This window comes from Priestia sp. ST2, assembly GCF_055810735.1.
On the sequence record NZ_JBVVNT010000008.1, the window covers coordinates 42,844 to 61,174 of the forward strand.

18 protein-coding genes are annotated in these 18,331 nt (G+C 38.1%); 11 read left to right on the top strand and 7 right to left on the bottom strand.

Annotation, left to right across the window (positions count from 1 at the left end; all coding sequences use genetic code 11):
- Positions 1-65 precede the first annotated feature (65 nt).
- Positions 66-1,286 (top strand): multidrug effflux MFS transporter, encoded by a 1,221-nt coding sequence (locus AC0KUU_RS25745; RefSeq protein WP_043975786.1) that lies wholly within the window; start codon positions 66-68, stop codon positions 1,284-1,286.
- A gap of 40 nt (positions 1,287-1,326) precedes the next feature.
- Here the strand turns inward: AC0KUU_RS25745 and AC0KUU_RS25750 are convergent, their stop codons facing one another.
- Entirely contained in the window at positions 1,327-2,121 is a 795-nt protein-coding gene (locus AC0KUU_RS25750) for a hypothetical protein (RefSeq protein WP_237075105.1), read from the bottom strand.
- Positions 2,122-2,335: 214 nt separating this feature from the next.
- Between AC0KUU_RS25750 and AC0KUU_RS25755 the strand changes: the two genes are divergently transcribed.
- The 7 genes from AC0KUU_RS25755 to AC0KUU_RS25785 all read left to right on the top strand — a co-directional run bounded on the left by AC0KUU_RS25755 (position 2,336) and on the right by AC0KUU_RS25785 (position 9,263).
- Entirely contained in the window at positions 2,336-2,857 is a 522-nt protein-coding gene (locus tag AC0KUU_RS25755) for a M15 family metallopeptidase (protein WP_043975782.1), read from the top strand.
- A gap of 477 nt (positions 2,858-3,334) precedes the next feature.
- Entirely contained in the window at positions 3,335-4,063 is a 729-nt protein-coding gene (locus AC0KUU_RS25760) for an amino acid ABC transporter ATP-binding protein (protein WP_043975780.1), read from the top strand.
- Positions 4,064-4,084: 21 nt separating this feature from the next.
- Complete coding sequence (locus tag AC0KUU_RS25765; protein WP_013055073.1) at positions 4,085-4,900, top strand: transporter substrate-binding domain-containing protein; 816 nt, start codon at positions 4,085-4,087, stop codon at positions 4,898-4,900.
- 74 nt (positions 4,901-4,974) lie between these two features.
- Positions 4,975-5,613 carry an amino acid ABC transporter permease gene (locus AC0KUU_RS25770; RefSeq protein ID WP_043975778.1) on the top strand — a complete coding sequence of 213 codons (639 nt, stop codon included), beginning with the start codon at positions 4,975-4,977 and terminating at the stop codon, positions 5,611-5,613.
- A gap of 14 nt (positions 5,614-5,627) precedes the next feature.
- Entirely contained in the window at positions 5,628-6,278 is a 651-nt protein-coding gene (locus AC0KUU_RS25775; protein ID WP_013081471.1) for an amino acid ABC transporter permease, read from the top strand.
- Between the two features lie 223 nt (positions 6,279-6,501).
- A complete protein-coding gene (locus tag AC0KUU_RS25780; RefSeq protein WP_043975776.1) occupies positions 6,502-7,857 on the top strand; it encodes an amino acid permease in 1,356 nt (451 codons plus the stop codon).
- A 128-nt stretch (positions 7,858-7,985) separates the two neighbouring features.
- Complete coding sequence (locus AC0KUU_RS25785; protein WP_043975774.1) at positions 7,986-9,263, top strand: DUF445 domain-containing protein; 1,278 nt, start codon at positions 7,986-7,988, stop codon at positions 9,261-9,263.
- Between the two features lie 38 nt (positions 9,264-9,301).
- Here the strand turns inward: AC0KUU_RS25785 and AC0KUU_RS25790 are convergent, their stop codons facing one another.
- From AC0KUU_RS25790 to AC0KUU_RS25815, 6 genes are all read right to left on the bottom strand, one after another.
- Positions 9,302-9,841 (bottom strand): PepSY domain-containing protein, encoded by a 540-nt coding sequence (locus AC0KUU_RS25790; protein WP_043975773.1) that lies wholly within the window; start codon positions 9,839-9,841, stop codon positions 9,302-9,304.
- 133 nt (positions 9,842-9,974) lie between these two features.
- A complete protein-coding gene (locus AC0KUU_RS25795) occupies positions 9,975-10,550 on the bottom strand; it encodes a PepSY domain-containing protein (RefSeq protein ID WP_043975771.1) in 576 nt (191 codons plus the stop codon).
- 72 nt (positions 10,551-10,622) lie between these two features.
- Entirely contained in the window at positions 10,623-11,969 is a 1,347-nt protein-coding gene (locus AC0KUU_RS25800; RefSeq protein ID WP_043975768.1) for a HAMP domain-containing sensor histidine kinase, read from the bottom strand.
- A 3-nt stretch (positions 11,970-11,972) separates the two neighbouring features.
- Complete coding sequence (locus AC0KUU_RS25805; protein WP_322551673.1) at positions 11,973-12,704, bottom strand: response regulator transcription factor; 732 nt, start codon at positions 12,702-12,704, stop codon at positions 11,973-11,975.
- Positions 12,705-12,746: 42 nt separating this feature from the next.
- The gene (locus AC0KUU_RS25810) at positions 12,747-14,501 is read right to left on the bottom strand and encodes a sensor histidine kinase (RefSeq protein WP_043975764.1); all 1,755 of its coding nucleotides are present in this window, start codon (positions 14,499-14,501) and stop codon (positions 12,747-12,749) included.
- A complete protein-coding gene (locus AC0KUU_RS25815) occupies positions 14,498-15,223 on the bottom strand; it encodes a response regulator transcription factor (protein WP_043975761.1) in 726 nt (241 codons plus the stop codon). Before AC0KUU_RS25815 ends, AC0KUU_RS25810 begins: the two co-directional genes overlap by 4 nt.
- A gap of 170 nt (positions 15,224-15,393) precedes the next feature.
- On the opposite strand from AC0KUU_RS25815, the gene AC0KUU_RS25820 reads away from it, so the two are divergent.
- Genes AC0KUU_RS25820 through AC0KUU_RS25830 form a run of 3 tightly spaced genes read left to right on the top strand, consistent with a single transcriptional unit; the run spans position 15,394 to position 18,261 of the window.
- Complete coding sequence (locus AC0KUU_RS25820) at positions 15,394-16,608, top strand: DUF418 domain-containing protein (RefSeq protein ID WP_043975760.1); 1,215 nt, start codon at positions 15,394-15,396, stop codon at positions 16,606-16,608.
- A gap of 35 nt (positions 16,609-16,643) precedes the next feature.
- Complete coding sequence (locus tag AC0KUU_RS25825) at positions 16,644-17,327, top strand: ABC transporter permease (protein WP_043975758.1); 684 nt, start codon at positions 16,644-16,646, stop codon at positions 17,325-17,327.
- A 1-nt stretch (position 17,328) separates the two neighbouring features.
- Complete coding sequence (locus tag AC0KUU_RS25830; RefSeq protein WP_043975756.1) at positions 17,329-18,261, top strand: ABC transporter ATP-binding protein; 933 nt, start codon at positions 17,329-17,331, stop codon at positions 18,259-18,261.
- The last annotated feature ends 70 nt before the right edge of the window (positions 18,262-18,331 follow it).

Below are 18,331 nucleotides of genomic sequence, written 5' to 3' on the forward strand. Positions count from 1 at the left end.
ATCCAGTAGCTGGAGGGTTTAAGATGAGACTATTGTAGAACTGCTGAAGGGAGAGACAACAATAGATGAATCAGCAAAGTATTTCCCAAGGAATGTCTTTAAGCCGAGGAAATCGCATTTTATTTATTTTAATTTTGGGTTCACTGAGCGCATTTGGACCGTTATCAATCGATATGTATTTGCCAGCGCTGCCGACGCTTGCGAAAGAATTGCATACTTCAGCTTCTTTAGCGCAGGTCAGTCTGACAGCTTGCTTATTGGGCTTAGCATTTGGGCAAGTGGTCGTGGGGCCATTCAGTGATATTCGCGGAAGGAAAAAGCCGCTTGTAGCAGCATTAATCACCTATGCAACTGCATCTGTTTTATGCGTGTTTGCACCGTCTATTTGGATTTTTATCGTTTTGCGATTTATTCAAGGTATGGCAGGAGCAGCAGGAATGGTTATTTCAAGAGCGAGCGTGCGGGACTTGTTTTCAGGTTCGGATTTAACAAAGTTTTTCTCTATGCTTATGCTTGTAAATGGGTTAGCTCCTATTTTGGCTCCGGTTGCTGGCGGACAGCTGCTGACGGTTATGTCGTGGCGCGGAGTCTTTGGTGTGCTAGCAGTGATTGGTGCACTAATGTTTTTTGCCGTTTTATTTTGTTTAAAAGAAACGCTTCCGCTCGAACGACGTAAAGAAGGCGGATTAACAGAAGTACTGAGTACATTTGGTGTATTGCTAAAAGATGGTGTCTTCGTGGGATATGCGCTGGCGCAAGGTTTTATTATGAGTGCCATGTTTGCTTATATTTCAGGTTCTACATTTGTCCTTCAAGACATTTATGGCCTGTCTCCGCAGATGTTCAGCTTTGTTTTTGCGATTAACGGTTTTGGGCTCATTATAGCTACTCAAGTGACAGGACGTTTAGCGGGTAAAGTAAAAGAAGCTACTCTTCTTATGTATGGATTGCTTCAAGCAGCGGTTGGAAGCGTGCTTTTAGTGGCCGTGATTGCTACTCACATGTCCGTTATTTTGGTTTGCATCTTGCTTTTCTTTGTAGTATCGAGCGTAGGAATTGTGAACACAACCGTTTTTTCACTCGCTATGGAAAATCAAGCTTCGAACGCGGGAAGTGCTTCAGCGCTTCTAGGGTTGCTTCCGTTTTTGCTCGGAGCAGCCGTAGCTCCTCTTGTTGGTCTTGGAGGAGGGCAAAATGCTCTGCCGATGGGCATTGTGATTATGGTTTGTGATTTATTAGCATTAGGTGTGTACATGACGTTAGTGAGAAGGAAAACTGGATCATAAAAAAGCTACTTGGCTTTCAACAGCCAAGTAGCTTTTTAAATTATTGAGCTTTGTGCTCGTGATTTTCAAACGGCATTGTAACGCCAAGCTTTTGAATTTCTTTTTTTGCATTTTCCAAAATGCTTTCAGCTTTCGCTTTTGTTTCAGCATCTACCCCGCTTAGAAAATCTTTCTTTTTAGCAGGGAAATTCACACCAAGTTCTTTTAACTTGGCTTCAGCTTGTTCCTTAGTCAGCGTGCCGTCGCGAAGCTGATCCATAATAGCTTTCGCTTTTTTCTTTGTAGCCGCATCTAAATTGTTAAAAGGACCGCCTTTATGTTCAGGAAAATTTACGCCAAGTTCTTCTAATTTGGCTTCAGCTTGTTCCTTAGTCAGCGTGCCGTCGCGGAGCTGATCCATAATAGCTTTCGCTTTTTTCTTTGTAGCGGTATCTAAATTGTTAAAAGGACCGCCTTTATGTTCAGGCAAGTTCACGCCAAGTTCCTTTAATTTGGCTTCAGCTTGTTCCTTAGTCAGCGTGCCGTCGCGGAGCTGATCCATAATAGCTTTTGCTTTTTTCTTTGTAGCCGCATCTAGATTGCTGAAGGGGCCGTCTTTGTGCTGAGGCAAGTTTATGCCGAGTTTCTGTAATTTTTCCTGTGCTTTTTTCATAATATCATCAACTTTTTGTTGTGTTGCATCATCTATATTTGTTGTACTGCCATTTGTTCGCTCTACAACTGTTGAAGAGCTTGTTTCATCTTTGCTTGCTGCAAATGCCGTGGAGTTTGCAGCGGCCATAACTCCTAGTGTTAAACCGCTTGCCATGATATAACCGAATAGTTTCTTTTTCATGCTGTTGTCACTCCTTAAAAGTTATAGGGGTGTGGTACAGAGCTGTCCACAATTGTTAATGTAACCACCAATAGTGAAAAAATGGTGAAAATAGATAAAAAACGAAAAAATATAGACGTTTGTTGAACACTACAGCTCTTCTATTGGATAACAAAATGAAATTCGATATGATTTTATCTAAACAGCAGCAAAAAAGAATGGAGACTTTATATAGATGAACATTCTTAAAAAATTGGGAATAGCTTTGATAGTTGCGATAGCGGTAAGCCTCGTATTTTTGTTTCGCGATGAGTTAAAGCCTGGTCCAACGCTAGAAGATTTTTCAGGAGCAACTGAGTTGCATCCTGTCGTAGAAGAAAAGAAAAATAAACTTGTTCAACAAGCAAGTGACCAAGGAATCTCAATTGTCATTACGGAAGGTTTCCGTTCAAAAGAAGAACAAGATAAGCTTTATGCAAAAGGCAGGACGGAAGAAGGTAATATTGTTACCTACTCAAAGGGCGGCCAGTCTTATCACAATTACGGATTAGCTATTGATTTTGCTATTCAGTTAAAAGACGGACAAGTTATTTGGGACATGGAATATGACGGTAATAATAACAATCAGTCTGATTGGATGGAGGTTGTAGATATCGCGAAAAATTTAGGATTCGAATGGGGAGGAGATTGGCAAGGTTTTAAAGACTATCCGCATTTTCAAATGAGTCCGGAAAATATAGAAGACCACACACGCTAATAAAGCGTGTGTTTTTTTAGAGGGATAATACAATTTCACTATATCTATGTCAGAACCTCTAACACGAATAGAAGCTTGTAGTTTCTTTTTTTATTAATTTACCGGTAAGGTAATTATATATATTAATATAGTAAAAATATAGACGGATAATTAGAAAGATGGGTGGTTAGAGAGAACTGCCCCATAAAAATGAAAGACAATTCGTATAAAGATATGCGTTAACTAATATAATCTACTGATTAAGCTTATACAAGTACCTTCAGCCTAGCGAACGTATGCTTACATATCGGCAAATGCCAACAAAGCCTTTTATTTTTCTAGCATATTTTATTTGAAGATAGTTCATTTTGATTACAAAAAAGAGATAATTTGTCAACTGTTGACTTTGCTTTAAGGGTAAGAATATAATTTTTAACATATTTTAAATATTTTAAAAATTTAAATATTTATTGTTGTTCGCAGATTAGGAGGGGGAAAATGATTGTTTTTGACGGAGTGAATAAATATTACGGTGATTTTCACGTATTAAAAGATATCAATTTAACAATTGAAAAAGGTGAGGTTGTCGTCGTAATTGGACCTTCGGGTTCAGGTAAAAGCACGATGCTGCGATGCATAAATTATTTAGAAACAATATCTAACGGACAGTTAACGGTAAATAATATATTGGTCGCAGATAAAAAAACAAATATTAATAAACTGCGCCGCAATATAGGTATGGTGTTTCAGCATTTTTATTTATATCCGCATAAAACAGTTTTAGAAAATATCACTTTAGCACCTATGAAAGTATTGGGACAGTCGTCAGAAGAAGCTAAGAAGACAGCCCTATACTATTTAAATAAAGTCGGAATCGGTGAAAAAGCTAACGCCTACCCGTCCCAACTGTCAGGCGGCCAGCAGCAGCGTGTAGCTATTGCGAGGGGACTTGCGATGAAACCAGAAATTATGCTTTTTGATGAGCCTACCTCTGCTCTTGATCCAGAAATGATTGGAGAAGTGCTGGATGTCATGAAAACATTGGCTAAAGAAGGAATGACCATGGTAGTTGTAACTCATGAAATGGGATTTGCGAAAGAAGTAGCGGACCGCATTGTATTTATGGATCAAGGAAAAATCTTAGAAGAGGCAACTCCGGCTGAGTTTTACGAAAACCCGCAAGAAGAAAGGGCACGTTTATTTCTTAGCCGTATTTTAAATCATTAATTGTTTAATAGGGGGAGTAATATGAAGAAATCAAAAACGTTTTTAAAGGCAGCTGTGCTTTCATTAGCAGCGGCTATGATGTTAGCAGCTTGTGGAGGGAAAAGTGAAGAAACGAGTGGATCATCAGCTAAAAAAGATGCGCTCACTGAAATCAAAGACCGAGGAAAAATCGTTATTGGAGTTAAAAATGATACGCGTTTGTTTGGCTTAAAGAATCCAAAGACGGGTGAAGTAGAAGGTTTTGATGTTGATATCTCTAAGCAGCTGGCTAAAGAGATTTTAGGCGATGAAAACAAGGTGGAATTTAAAGAAGTTACGTCCAAAACAAGGGTTCCTCTTCTTCAAAAAGGAGATATTGACGCTGTTGTTGCGACAATGACTATTACAGACGAACGTAAAAAAGAAGTAGATTTTACGGATGTATATTTCCAAGCCGGACAGTCTCTTCTTGTGAAAAAAGGCAGTAAAATTAAAAGCGTTGATGATTTGAAGAAAGGTACTAAAGTGTTGGCTGTTAAAGGATCAACTTCAGCTATTAATATTCGTGAAAAAGCACCAGAGACAACGGTATTAGAGTTTGAAAACTATGCAGAAGCATTTACAGCTTTAAAATCTAAGCAAGGAGATGCTTTAACAACTGATGATGCGATTCTTTATGGAATGGCTGATGAAGATCCTTCTTATGAATTGGTAGGAAAGCCGTTCACAGAAGAGCCTTATGGCATTGCTGTGAAAAAAGGAAACAAAGAGCTGGTAGATGCATTAAACGATGCGCTTAAAAAGATAAAAGACTCTGGAAAATATGATGAAATTCACGACAAGTGGATCAAACAATAAGCGTACAGTTTTCTTTTCTCAGGATGAGCAGCATTATGCTCATCCTGCTTGTTTAGTTGAAAGGAGGAAGAAAATTGTTGGATTTTTCAATTCTGACGAACAATATGGATCTTTATTTAGAAGGTTTTAAGTACACCATTATCGCCAGTCTGATTGCTTTAGTGGCCAGTTTTGTACTTGGTACAATCATTGCGGTAATGCGAATAGCCCCTCTCAAAATAGTAAATGTAATTGGTACGGTCTATGTAGAGTTCATTCGAAATATTCCCCTTGTGGTTATCGTCTTTTTTATTTTTATTGTGGCGGGAATCAGCGGTACAGCGGCCGGAGTGCTGGGACTAACTATTTATACGGCAGCTTTTATAGCCGAAGCCATACGAGCGGGAATTATGGCAGTTCCAAAAGGGCAGCTTGAAGCGGCACGTTCATCTGGCCTTACGTACGGTCAGGCGATGCGGTTCATTGTATTGCCTCAAGCCATTAAAATCGTCATTCCTCCTCTTGGGAATCAATTCATTAATTTAGTCAAAAACTCATCGGTGTTAGGGATTGTTGCTGGTTTTGATTTAATGTATCAGGCAGATCTTGTTTCTTCTCAAACTTACGTAGTGTTTGATGTGTATATTTTTGTGGCTCTGTTCTATTTAGTTCTAACGATTCCGTTAAGCTTAGGAGTTGGTTATCTTGAGAAACGTCTTGGTAAAATAAGCTGAAAGGAGTGAAAGTGATGGATTTTATGGGTGCTTATTCTCCTGATCACCTTTCCTTCTTAATGGAAGGATTTTGGGTCACTTTAAAAGTAGCATTCATTTCGATTGTATTAAGTTTTCTTATTGGAAGTATAGTAGGTATTTTAAGGTATGCCCGTATTCCAGTTCTGTCTCATGTACTTGCTTTTATCGTAGAAATTATCCGGAATTTGCCGCTGCTTTTAATCATCTTTTTTACATACTTTGCTTTACCTGAAATCGGAATTGATATGGAAATTACGTCAGCAGCGATTGTGGCCCTTACTGTATTTGAATCTGCTATGATTTCAGAGATTATCCGAAGCGGATTAAAATCAATTGAAAAAGGACAAATCGAAGCGGCGCGATCATCAGGTTTAAACTATTATCAAACGCTTCGTTTCGTTGTGCTGCCCCAAGCTTTGCGGAGAATGGTGCCTCCTTTAGTTAGTCAATTTATTTCCTTATTAAAAGATACGTCGCTTGCAGTAGTGATCGCACTTCCTGATTTGCTGCATAACGCTCAAATCATTTACGGACAGAAACAAAGCTACGTAGTCCCAATGTTTTTGATCATCGCGATGATGTATTTTATTGTAAACTATGCTTTATCTATCATTGCAAGAAGACTAGAAGTCAAAAGGGTGTAGATACTCTTTTGACTTTATTTTTGGAAAATAAATAACATTGACAATGTATTGATTCAACGCATAAAATGACTAAAGTAACAGTGGTAAAATCAGATCATTTTCATTCATCATAGAGAAGAAAAACAGTGTTGGTTCACCCCCTACTGAATATCCGGTAGGGGTTTTTGCGCAAGAAGTGATTTGGTTAAACTAACACGTAAAATGAACAGAAGGGACGGGCATCATGGAAAAACAAGATCAAAATTTAAAAAAAGGTCTGTTGCCTCGTCATGTGCAGCTCATTGCGCTTGCCGGTATGATTGGGACAGGCATTTTTAAAGGCAGTGCTGATACGCTAGGTATTGCAGGACCAAGTGTTGTACTGGCGTATTTATTTGGCGGTCTTATCTTATTTATTGTAATGACAGCATTGGCGGAGATGGCAATTGTCTATCCGAATATGAACGTACAAAATTTAGTGCATAAGGCATTCGGTACGCAAACCTCTTTTATTGTAGGGTGGCTGTACTGGGTGAACTGGATTGTCGTGACAGTTGTTGAACTGCTTGCGGGAGGAAGCTTTTTGAAGTTTTGGTTCCCTTCTGTACCTCTTTGGCTCTTAAGCTTTCTCTGTGCAGTGCTAATTGTAGGGATGAATTTATTTCAAGTGAAGTATTACGGAGAAATTGAGTTTTGGTTTGCCGGTATTAAAGTAATTGCTCTTACTGCTTTTATCATTTTGGGAGCTTTCATTTTATTCGGTGTGATTCCAAGTGATGTGCAAAACCCCTGGGCAAATTATACGGCTCATGGAGGCTTTTTTCCTCACGGCATGAGCGGTGTGCTGAGTGCCTTTTTAATTGTGATGTTCTCTTACGGCGGAGCTGAATTAATTGGTGTGGCCGTAACGGAAACAAAAGATGTGAAAAACGTGTTACCGAAAGTGATCAAAGGCACAGTATGGCGAGTGATTGGCTTTTACATCTTGCCTATTTTAATTATTTGCGGCCTTATGCCCTGGAATTCTGTATCAGGACAAGACAGTCCATTTGTCCAAGTGTTTAGTATCACCGGACTGCCGGGTGCGGCTCATATTATGAACTTCGTTTTATTAACGGCCGTTTTATCAGCAGCGAATTCAGGGATGTATGCAACTTCGCGTACGCTCTATGCTATGGCTCAAAGCGGAGAAGCATCAAAGCGCTTCTTAAAAGTTTCAAAAAACGGTATTCCGATTAATGGTTTAATGATTACGGCTGTTTGTATTTTAATGGGTGTGTTTTTAGCTTATAAAACACCGGATAATGTAATTAGTTATTTAATGACCATTCCGGGCTTCACGATTATTCTTATTTGGGTAAGCATTTGTTTAGCTCAATTAAAGCTGCGTAAAGGGTATAAAGAAAAGCCGTTTTTCGCATTAAAGTGTTTTCCTTATACAACGCTTTTTGCAACAGCAGCACTGCTTGTTATTTTTGTATCGTTTATGTTTAATAAAAACAATGTGATTGGATCAAGCGTATGTGCGGTTATCTTGGTCGTACTCCTCATTTTTTCATTTATTAATAAAAGTCGAAAAGAAAAAAAGTTTGAAGTATAGCAAAAAGGCAATATACTAGAAAGACGAGGGTAAAAGCTTGTCTTTCTTTTTTTTGTGGAAGTTTCTGTATCACGTTACATATTTCTAGATGAAATGTTTAGTTAAATAAATAAAGGATGAGGACTATAATGGAATCAAATAATGTATTTACAACAAACCCAAAGAAGAAATCAAAGCACTTAGCCGTGATTTCTTTGGCGATTATGGGAGTGGGCTTCGTTGCCACAATGCCTTTTGGTGATTCAATTTGGGGTCGGTTGCTTCAAGGTGGGTTCGAAGCTGGATTAGTCGGCGGATTAGCGGATTGGTTTGCCGTTACAGCTCTTTTTCGTCACCCTTTAGGCATTCCTATTCCACACACTGCGCTGCTTCCTAAAAACAGACAGCGTATTACAAGAGGGCTAGTCTCAACGCTTGAAAACGACTGGCTGTCAAAAGAAAGTATTCAAGAAAAAGTAAAAAGAATTGCATTTACAAAGCGTTTGCTTCCGATTGTTCGAAAAGGTGTTCATTCGGAAACAATTCAACAAAAAGGAACAGCACTGCTTGTTGATGCGATTAATCGTGTGGATACAGAGAAAGTCGTTCCTATTATTGAAAAAGAGCTCAAATCATCGCTTTCAGCAATAGAGTTAAAGCCTATTGTGCATTCGATTGTTGGAGAAGTGGTAAAAAATCAGTATGATGAAAAAGCGCTTGATGTTCTTTTAAATAAAGGAGAGAGCTGGATTAAAAAAGAAGAAACGCAGTATCAGCTCGGAAGTATTGCTAAAAATGCGCTTGATAATATTGAGCTTGATGGGATTTTACAATTTGCTCTCAAATCATTTCAAAGCATGATTAATGAAGAGAAGCTAGGGTCTATTTTGCAAAATTTATTGCTTTCTATTACAGGGCGTCTTCGTAACGAAGATGATGAATACCGCCTTGCTTTGGTCAATGGAATTAGAAAAGAGCTGCAAGGCTTGGAGCAGAATGAAGAACTTCTTGAAAAATTAGAAGCATGGAAACAAAAAACGATTCATGAATTAAATGTAACGAACAAATTAACAGAAATCGTCGATAAAATGAAAGCGAAAGTGACAGCATTCATTGAAAGCCCTGAATTTATGAAAAGCTACGCCGTTCCTTACGTAGAGAGCTGGCTGAATGCTCTTGAAGAGGATGCACAGCGTCAAGAAGCAATTGATACGGCTATTCAAAAGCAAATCATGAGCTTTGTAGAAGAGAATCATTCGAAAATTGGACAGCTTGTTCAAGAAAACTTAGATAAATTAGATGATGAAACACTTGTGGATATGATGGAAAACAATGTCGGAAAAGATTTGCAGTGGATTCGAGTGAACGGAGCTCTATGTGGATTCTTGATTGGTATTGTATTAACGGTTATTAAATTAGCGGTATAAAAAAAGAAGCACGCTCCTTTTGGAGTGTGCTTTTTCTATTAATCATCTAGTTCTACACTGATCACGCCGCCGTTTTTGGCATCTACTGAAACAGTTGCTTCACGTTTATCGGCTGTGTCAATTTCAATTTCATATACTAAACGGTTGTTTTCTTGATCTAGATCCGTTTCATTGACCGTTCCTTTAGCACTCTTTAAAGCTGTTTTTATCGCTTGATCTAATGAAATAGCAGGGGAAACGTTTTGAAGTTTCTCTTCTTTCTCATCTTCATCGTCTTTTTGCTCTTCATCAAATTCAATGATTTTACCGCTGCTGCTGTCAATGTCTACATCGTATTCTTTATTACCTTTTGTGATGTCTATTTCATATTGTTTAACGCCGTCATCTATGGCTAATTGGATATTTGTAATGTCGCCGCCATCTGTTTTTTGAAGGGCAATGTCTTTTGCCTTTGCTTCTTCAATCGTTGTGGTTTGCTTCTTATCATTGCTTTTGGACTGGTCTGTCATTGCATATGCGCTTGCACCTAATCCACCGACTAGTACTGCACTGGCTAAAACGGTTGTAATAACTTTCATATGTTATGGCCTCCTCGATTTGTTGTTAAGACTATCTTAGCCAATGAACTTTAAAGGAAAAGAAGAAGAAGTTTAAAATTTTCTTAGAAATAAATAAAAATGGATAAAAAAAGCACAGCTTTCCGCTGTACTCTTAATCATCGTCATTTTCATAGGTGATGGAATCTACATGTCCGGAGTAAGCATTGATCATCACTTTAGCTTCTCTTGTTTTAGACTGATCAATTTCGACTTCGTAGAAGGTTTGGTCTTCTTCCTCTTCTATTTCAACTGAGGAAAACGTTCCTTTTACTTTTTGTAAAGCAATGTCTCTTGCTTGTTCCATTGAAATGAGAGGCTCGTCGGATGTAGGAGAAACTGGTGGCTGCTCGCTCTTTTTTTGCTCTTCTTCTGTATCATTTTTAGTTTGAGTAGACGTTTGTTTCTCTATTTTTTGTTTGATTAATGACTGGACTTCTCCATTTTCTCCATTTACTGTGATGTGGTATGGAATATCATCTTTAAGCAAAGTGATTCGATAAATCGGTTCATCATTTTTTTGAGAAAAGCTTGCATTTTCAATAGTGCCGCCATATTTTTGCTGAATCATACTGCTGACGTCAGATTCGGATAAAATTGTATCAGGCCGATTCACTGCTTTTGCTATTCCGTAAAAGCAAGCTGAACCAACAGCAAGAAAAATAAGTATAAAAAGCACCGTTTTCTTCATACATTCACCTCCAGTATCTTAAAAAGTAGTATAGCAGGCAATTCTTAAAAATCTCTAAGAAAAGGCGAGAAATCAAAGAGGAAAGCAAACCGTCACTGATGTCCCTTTTCCTTCTTGGCTGCTAATCTCAATACGCCCGCTATGAGCTTCTACAATCTTTCGAGCAATGGATAATCCAAGTCCAGAACCACCGGTTTCTCGATTTCTTGCTTTATCTACGCGAAAAAAGCGTTCATACACGTTTGATAAGTCTTCTTTTGGAATACCAATTCCTTGATCTGTGACCGTAATCATAAAGCTTTCGCTTCTTGTTATGGTTACCTCTACCGCTTTTTCACTATATTTAATGGCATTATCTAAGAGGATGTATAGCAGTTGCTTTAAGCGTTTTTCATCCGCTGTTACGACGGGATGATCCGTTTTTATATTTAAATAAATGGTTCGTTCAAAAGCTTGTTCTAGATGCTTGATTGTTTGGTTACAGACGGCCGCCGCATCTACGTGTTCCATGTGAATCTCCCACTGAGACTCATCTTTCGCAAGCACCAGCATTTGAGACGTAAGCTGTTTCATGCGTAAAGACTCAGAGTGAATGGCTTCGATGGCTTCTTCTAAAATATCTGGACGCTTCATTCCCCATCGTTTTAGCATATTGGCATAGCTTTCTACAACGGTCAGGGGTGTTTTTAATTCATGAGAAGCATCGGATACGAACTGCTCTTGCTTTTTATAGTTTTCCTCTAATAAATCCATCATATTATTGAAGGTGTTGGCCATTTGATCTAACTCATCTTTAGAAGGAGCAGAGAGGTCAATTTTTTTGAATGTGCGAGACACTTGAATTTCTTCCATAGTATGAATAAGAGATTTGATAGGCCGCAAAATAATTTTACTTAAAAGCCGTCCAGCAAATATAGTTGGAATTAATATAACAAGAGAGGCAATGAGCAAGATAAATTTTAATGTCTGCAGAGATTGTTCCACATCTGCCAGTTGTTCCGTGACTTCCAAAGAAACAACTTCACCGTTCGTCCAAATGACAGGGGTGTGTGAAATCGCGTATAGATGGCCGTCATCTTCTTTGATGCTTGTTTGTTCATTTGAATAATAGGAATAAGGTAAGTCCTGAAGCTCTTTCGTTTGATCCGTAACGGATACAACTAAAGGACTGCCGGATTTGGGTAAAATACGAATCATTCCGTTAGGAGGCAAATAGGCACGAAGCAAGTTGGCTTGTTTAACCGTCGCACTCGTTTGCTTTAGCCCATTTGTTACATTGCTTGTTTCTGCTTGCAAACGTTCAATTGCATTGTCTTCCATGGTCTTCTTGAAAATGAAGTAAATCGAACTGTTTGCAATCACTAGCAGAATAAAAAGCAGCGCAGTTGATGTAAGAATAATCTTTGTTTGTAGTTTCATAAGCTACTCCTTAAGCATATAGCCAACGCCGCGCACTGTTTGAATGTAAGGAGTTGAAAATGAAGCATCAATCTTTTTACGTAAATAACGAATGTATACGTATACAATATTTGTGTCTCCGTAATAATCAAATCCCCAAACGTTTGTAAGAAGCTGTTCAAAGCTCAGCACTTGATTTTTGTTTTGAAGCATATAGACAAGCAAATCATATTCTTTAGGAGTCAGCTCAATAGCTTCATTTTCACGCGTAACTTCTCGCGTTTTTTCGTTGACGACTAAATTGCCTAGTTGAAGAGTGGCCGTTTCTTGTTCAGCAGGCGATGTTGATACAGGATGGCGAAGCCATACGCGAATGCGTGCAAAAAGCTCTTCAATTTGAAAAGGCTTTGTAATATAGTCGTTTGCTCCTAAATCTAGTCCGCTTACCTTATCAGGAAGGGCGTCTCGAGCTGTTAATAAGATAACGGGCGTTTGATCATCATTTGCTCGAATGCGACGAAGTACTTCGAGTCCGCTCAGTTCAGGAAGCATCACATCTAAAAGCAGCAAATCCCAATCGTGTTCTTGAAACTCTGCCAATCCTTCTGTTCCCGTGTAAGCCATGCCCGTTTCGTACCCTTCATGTTCAAGCTCGAGCTGAATTAAACGAGCAATTTTGCGCTCATCTTCTACAATTAAAATTCTGCCTTTACTCAACAAAAATTCCCCCTTGTGTCTATGTATAGTTGCGTACATTATAGCACGGAGAGATTGGAGGTGTATAAAAACAGCCGGAGGTTAGTCCGGCTGTTGATCTGCTGAAAGAGGAAGGTGCAAGATAATGGCAGTGCCTTCGTGAAGAGTAGATCTTACTTCGATATGGCCTTTATGAAGTTCACAAATAGCTTTTGCGATGCTCATGCCAAGTCCAGCACCTTCTGTTTTTTCCGTTGTATTTGTGCCGCGGTAATAGCGGTCAAATAAATTTTTCTGCGTTTCTTCATCCATTCCAATTCCATCATCTTGAATCGTAATCAAGACGCGGTCACTTTTTATCGCGGTCGAAATTGTAATGGTAGTGTTCTTAGGGTTATGTTTAATAGCATTAAAAATTAAATTATCAAGCATTCGTTCAAACCAGCGCGGGTCAGCTTGAATAAAAGGTTGAAGATGAGCGGGCACATAAGAGAAGTGAACATTTTCAATGGTTCTATCGTTAACGAATTTTAAAACAATATGCTGAAGTAGTTGATGAACGTCTACTTTTTTTGTTTCTAAAACAACCACGTTATTTTTAAGCTTAAAGGCCAATGAAAAATCCTCTACAAGCTCCACCATGTATTCACTTTTATCACGGAGTGTTTGGCCAATTTCTTTTAACTCTTCTTCGTTCCAATTGTAATGGCCGCTTTCAAGCATATGCCCATATCCTTGAATCGTCGAAAGAGGTGTGCGCAAATCATGTGATATTCCCGTCATCCATTCTTCGCGAGTAGTTTCTAGCTGCTTTCGTTCTTTTTCAGCTAAGCTAAGCTGCTCCGCCATCTCATAAAAAGCGGTGATTACTTCTGAATACAGACGATATTGAAAGCGTACTTTTCCATTCTTCCGAAAGACGCGCTTCCGCTCTTTTTGTGTTAGCACTTCTGAATAGTTTCCGCTTCCCATGCGCCCAAGCCAGCTGGTGAAGAGAAGTAAGGGTCCGCCGTAGCGAAAAGCGTTCCAGATGGAGAAAGCGATGGTGGCTATAAGAACGGAAACAGCCACGATGATGGAGATCATCCAAGCTTTTCGAATAATAGATTCATCGGTTATACTGTGGTAATTATTAGGAGTGTAAAAAACCCATGAAATTTTCTTCTTTGGATCATGGAATACAGTAGCTGTTGAATCATATTTATCTTGTTCAATTTTTCGAGAAATAATTTCTAAAGGATCGTAACGTGTTTTTTCTTTAGACATTCTAATTGAAGCTAAGATATCACCTTTCTCATTTAAAATTTGAAGCGAAGCATCTTTTTCTTTTAACGCCTTTTTGATAAGAGGGATATCGCTTTTGGGAGGCACACTTTGTTTATTGTATTCAGCATACAAAGCATATAGCTGGTCTTTTAAATCACTTTTATAGCCCAAAATATAATAAGTAGGTGTAGTCAAAAAGGTATCAAGTTCTGTTACTACATTATAGCCTTTAAATTTTTTGGTTTTATCCATTTCTAATAACTCTGAAAGACCGTAGTGCTTAGGTAAGTCTTTTGGGGAGTTAATTTCTCCAATTACTTTTCCTTGTTTGTTCAGTACTTGGTACCATAGTCCTTCTTGTTTAAGTTGTTTTGCTAAATCATCTGAAACGGTTGCTTTTCCACCTTCAACTGTTGTATCCCCCGTTAACACGCTAAGTGATCCAGAGGGTAAGTCTCTTTTTATATCTTGCTTTGAAAGGTAATAAGCTAGAAACATTAAAGCGCAAAAAAGAACGCAGCAAACACATGCAATAATCGCAATAAACTGAAATGAAAAATGAAAGGTCAACCTTCTTTTAATGGATTTCATAGCGCTTTTCCGTTCACTAATTTATACCCAAGCCCTCGTACCGTAACTAAATGTTTTGGGTTGCTAGGATTATCTTCAATTCGTTCTCGAATTCTTCGAATATGCACGGTTACTGTATTATCGTCTACAAACTGATTATATCCCCAGACGGCTTCAAGAAGCTGTGATTTAGAAAGAACAATATTCATATTTTTACAAAAGTGAAGAAGCAATAAAAACACTTGTGCGGGGCAAGAAACCGTTTGACCGTCCACAATGAGTTCTCCTGCCGATTCATCTACAGTAAAACGATCAAACTCATAGCGATTTGACGATTGTGGTTCCGTTCTTATAGAAGTTCCTTCAGTCAGCGCTTGCTTTCTGCGCAGTCGTGCTTTAATTCGTGCCGCAATTTCTAAAGGATTAAACGGCTTAGTTACGTAGTCGTCTCCTCCCATGGCGAAACCCGTTAGTACGTCCAGGTCGGATACTTTGGCTGTTATGAATAAAATATACGCGTTTGAGAGCTCACGAATTTTAGGACAGATATCAAATCCGCTTTGATCGGGAAGCATTACGTCCAACAAAATAATATCAATTGTTTGATTATGTAAAACATCCAGCGCTTCTTGAGCGGTGTGAGCTTTATAAATTTGGTTGAATCCTTCTTTTTTTAATACTGTTTCCAGCATTTTGACGATGGCAATTTCATCATCAACTAGCAATATAGACGCATCTTCCAACGTAAATCACCTCTGTTTCATTTCATACGTATTCGATTTTAGCATAAGAACATTACGAAAAGATTAACAAAATTGGAAAATGTTAAGGAAAAGATAATCTCCTGGTTATTTTCTTGAAAACTTCATTTCATATACTAAATGCACAGACACATAGTAAAGGAGTTAAAAGGATGAGTAATGATTTTAGGCGGGTTAAAGTAATTGATAGTATGAGAGGATTCAGCTTGTTTGGTATTTTACTAGCGAATATGCTGATTTTTCAATATGGCATTTACGGAAAGGATATGATTCATCTCTTCTCGCTATCACCAAGTGATTCAGCAGCCTATGTCTTTTTAAAAGTCGCGGTAGAGGAAAGTTTTATGCCGATTTTCACCTTTTTATTTGGCTATTCAATGGTGAAGATGAAAGAAAGCTTAGAAAGAAGGAAGCTAGGGGTAAAAAGGCATTTCTTTCGCCGTTTTCTTCTACTTCTAGGGTTTGGCTTACTGCATGGAGTGTTTTTATGGGAAGGAGATATTCTTACATTTTACGGAATGATGGGAGTATTTTTACTACTTTTCTTTTTAAAGCGTAAAGCCAAAACACTTTTGGTGTGGGCATCGATTTTGCTGGTCCTTACAGGAGCATCCGGATACGGTTCATTAAACGATAATATGTATCTTCTTAGCGATAAACAAACGCTTACGACATATGTAAAAGATACGATTCATGTGTATGGAAGTGGAACTTATGAACAGATTAAAGACCACCGCAACAATGTTGATCCGATGAATATAGCAGGATATAAATTTGCTTTTGCCTTCTTGTTTACGCCATTTATAATGGGCGCTTTGTTTTTATTTGGTATGTATGCAGGAAAGAAAAAGTGGTTTTACGATGTTTCAGCTAATCAAAAACAGTATGGCCGTTGGGCAGCCGCGCTGATTCCGCTTGGCTTGCTGTTAAAAGGGACTATGTACGTATGGCCAGATGCGAATTGGGCTGGTTCTACACATATGTTAGGTGGAAGTCTTCTATCTCTTGGTTATATTGCAGGCTTTGCTTGGTTATATGCGAAATACGAGAAGTCATTTTTGATAAAGGCTTTTGAAAGTGTAGGCAGGATATCGCTTAGTAATTATTTAATGCAAACGGTCATATGCACGACGATTTTTTACGGTTACGGATTAGGTTATTTCGGAAAGCTCGGCATGATTGCAGGGATTTTTGTCTGCATAGGTATTTACGGAATTCAGCTTATCAGCAGCTATATGTACGTGCAAAAATTTCAAACTGGACCGGTGGAAAAGCTACTGCGTATATGGACAAATTTTTCTTGGAGTGGAAAGCCCAAAGAAAAAAAAGCCTTACCGGCGGAAGTAAATCATCCTTTTGTTGGATGATAGCATTCAAATTTATTTAAAAGGAGATTTTAAAAATGTGGGCTATTAGTGTAAAAGAGTTTCAAAGCTTATTTAAAAGTATTAAATCAATTATCGTTATCTTAATCGTATGCGGTGCTTCCTATGGAATAGCCCATATAGTTAGTCAACTTGGAGGTCAACTGACGAGTGCACAGATTCAAGATGGAGCCAACGGGGGAATTTTGGTGATGCTTCTCGGGTTCGGACCTTTATTTATTTCAAGTCTTTCTCATAATGTTATTAATCAAGAAATTAAAACAAGAACAGCAAGGTTTTTAGTTACCAAAACATCAAGAGAGCGTATTGTACTAGGAAAATTCTTAGGTATTTGCTGTTTCTGGCTTGTTTGTATCTCTATTTCATTTCTACTGATTGTGTTTATTTCGCATCATTTTTCTTTTTATATATTTTTAGAGTGCCTGCTATTCACCGTTTGTATCATTTCATTTGTTTTAATGCTTTCAGCTTTAATGCCAAGCCCAACTCATACTATGTTTTTATCAATTATTTTATCGTTTGTTCTACCGGTACTGAGCGTGTGGAGCATATTTTCATCAAAAGCGTACATTGCATGGTTTAAGTATGTGACACCCTACTACTATTTAAAGCTGGAGAAAGGGTATCTAACAGTTCTTCTTATTTTTGCAGCACTTTGTTTATGTACGGCACTTTGGAGTTTTAAAAGGAGAGAAGTATAATATGTATGCTATTGAAACAAGTAAATTAACTAAAAAATATGGATCTAAAACAGTTGTTAACGGTATTAATTTACAGGTACCACAAGGGGAAATTTACGGATTTTTAGGAAGAAACGGAGCAGGAAAGTCTACATTTATTAATATGCTTACCGGCGTTTCATTTCCTTCAGCAGGAGAATTTACGCTGCTGGGACAGAGTGATATTGATTTAGAGCTTCAGAAGAAAATAGGTGTGCTTCCTGACTATGCTAACTTTTATGATGAGATGACAGCGCTCAATCATTTGCGCTATTTTTTAAAGATAAACGGCCATCGTTTTTCGAAAGAACACTGTAGTATTGTACTGAAGAAAGTAGGATTAGAAGGACATGAGCATCAGAAAGTTGGAAAGTTTTCATTTGGAATGAAAAAGAAGTTAGGAATTGCTCAAGCAATTGTAGCAGACCCAGATCTTATCTTTTTAGATGAACCAACTTCTGGAGTAGATGTTGAATCTGCTCTTCACATTCATGAACTAATAAGAGAACTCCAAAATCAAGGCAAGACAATTTTTATGACGTCTCATAATTTAAATGAAGTTGAGAAGATTTGTACACGTGTAGCGATTATGAAAAATGGGGTCATTTTAATAGAAGGTACAATGGAAGAGCTGCGCTTTCAATATCAAGCGAAAAAAACGGTGATGATTAAACATGATCCCTACCCAAGCAGCCATAAAGAATATATTCAACAGTTTTTCCGTACGTTGAGTCCCGAAGTTGAATACCATCACATGTACACAAAAGTGATGCTTCAAAAAGAAAGAAATATTCCTCTTATTATTCGCGAATTGATTCAATGCGGCATCGACATTTATCAAGTTCACGTCGAAGAACCTTCTTTAGAGGAAATCTTTTTGCAAAAAAATATTGTGGATCACTCACAGGTGAGTTAATGGGCGAAAGTCCGTTGGTTTACTACTCAGTCTGAATACATTATTTATAAATACCAGTTAGGAAGCTTCT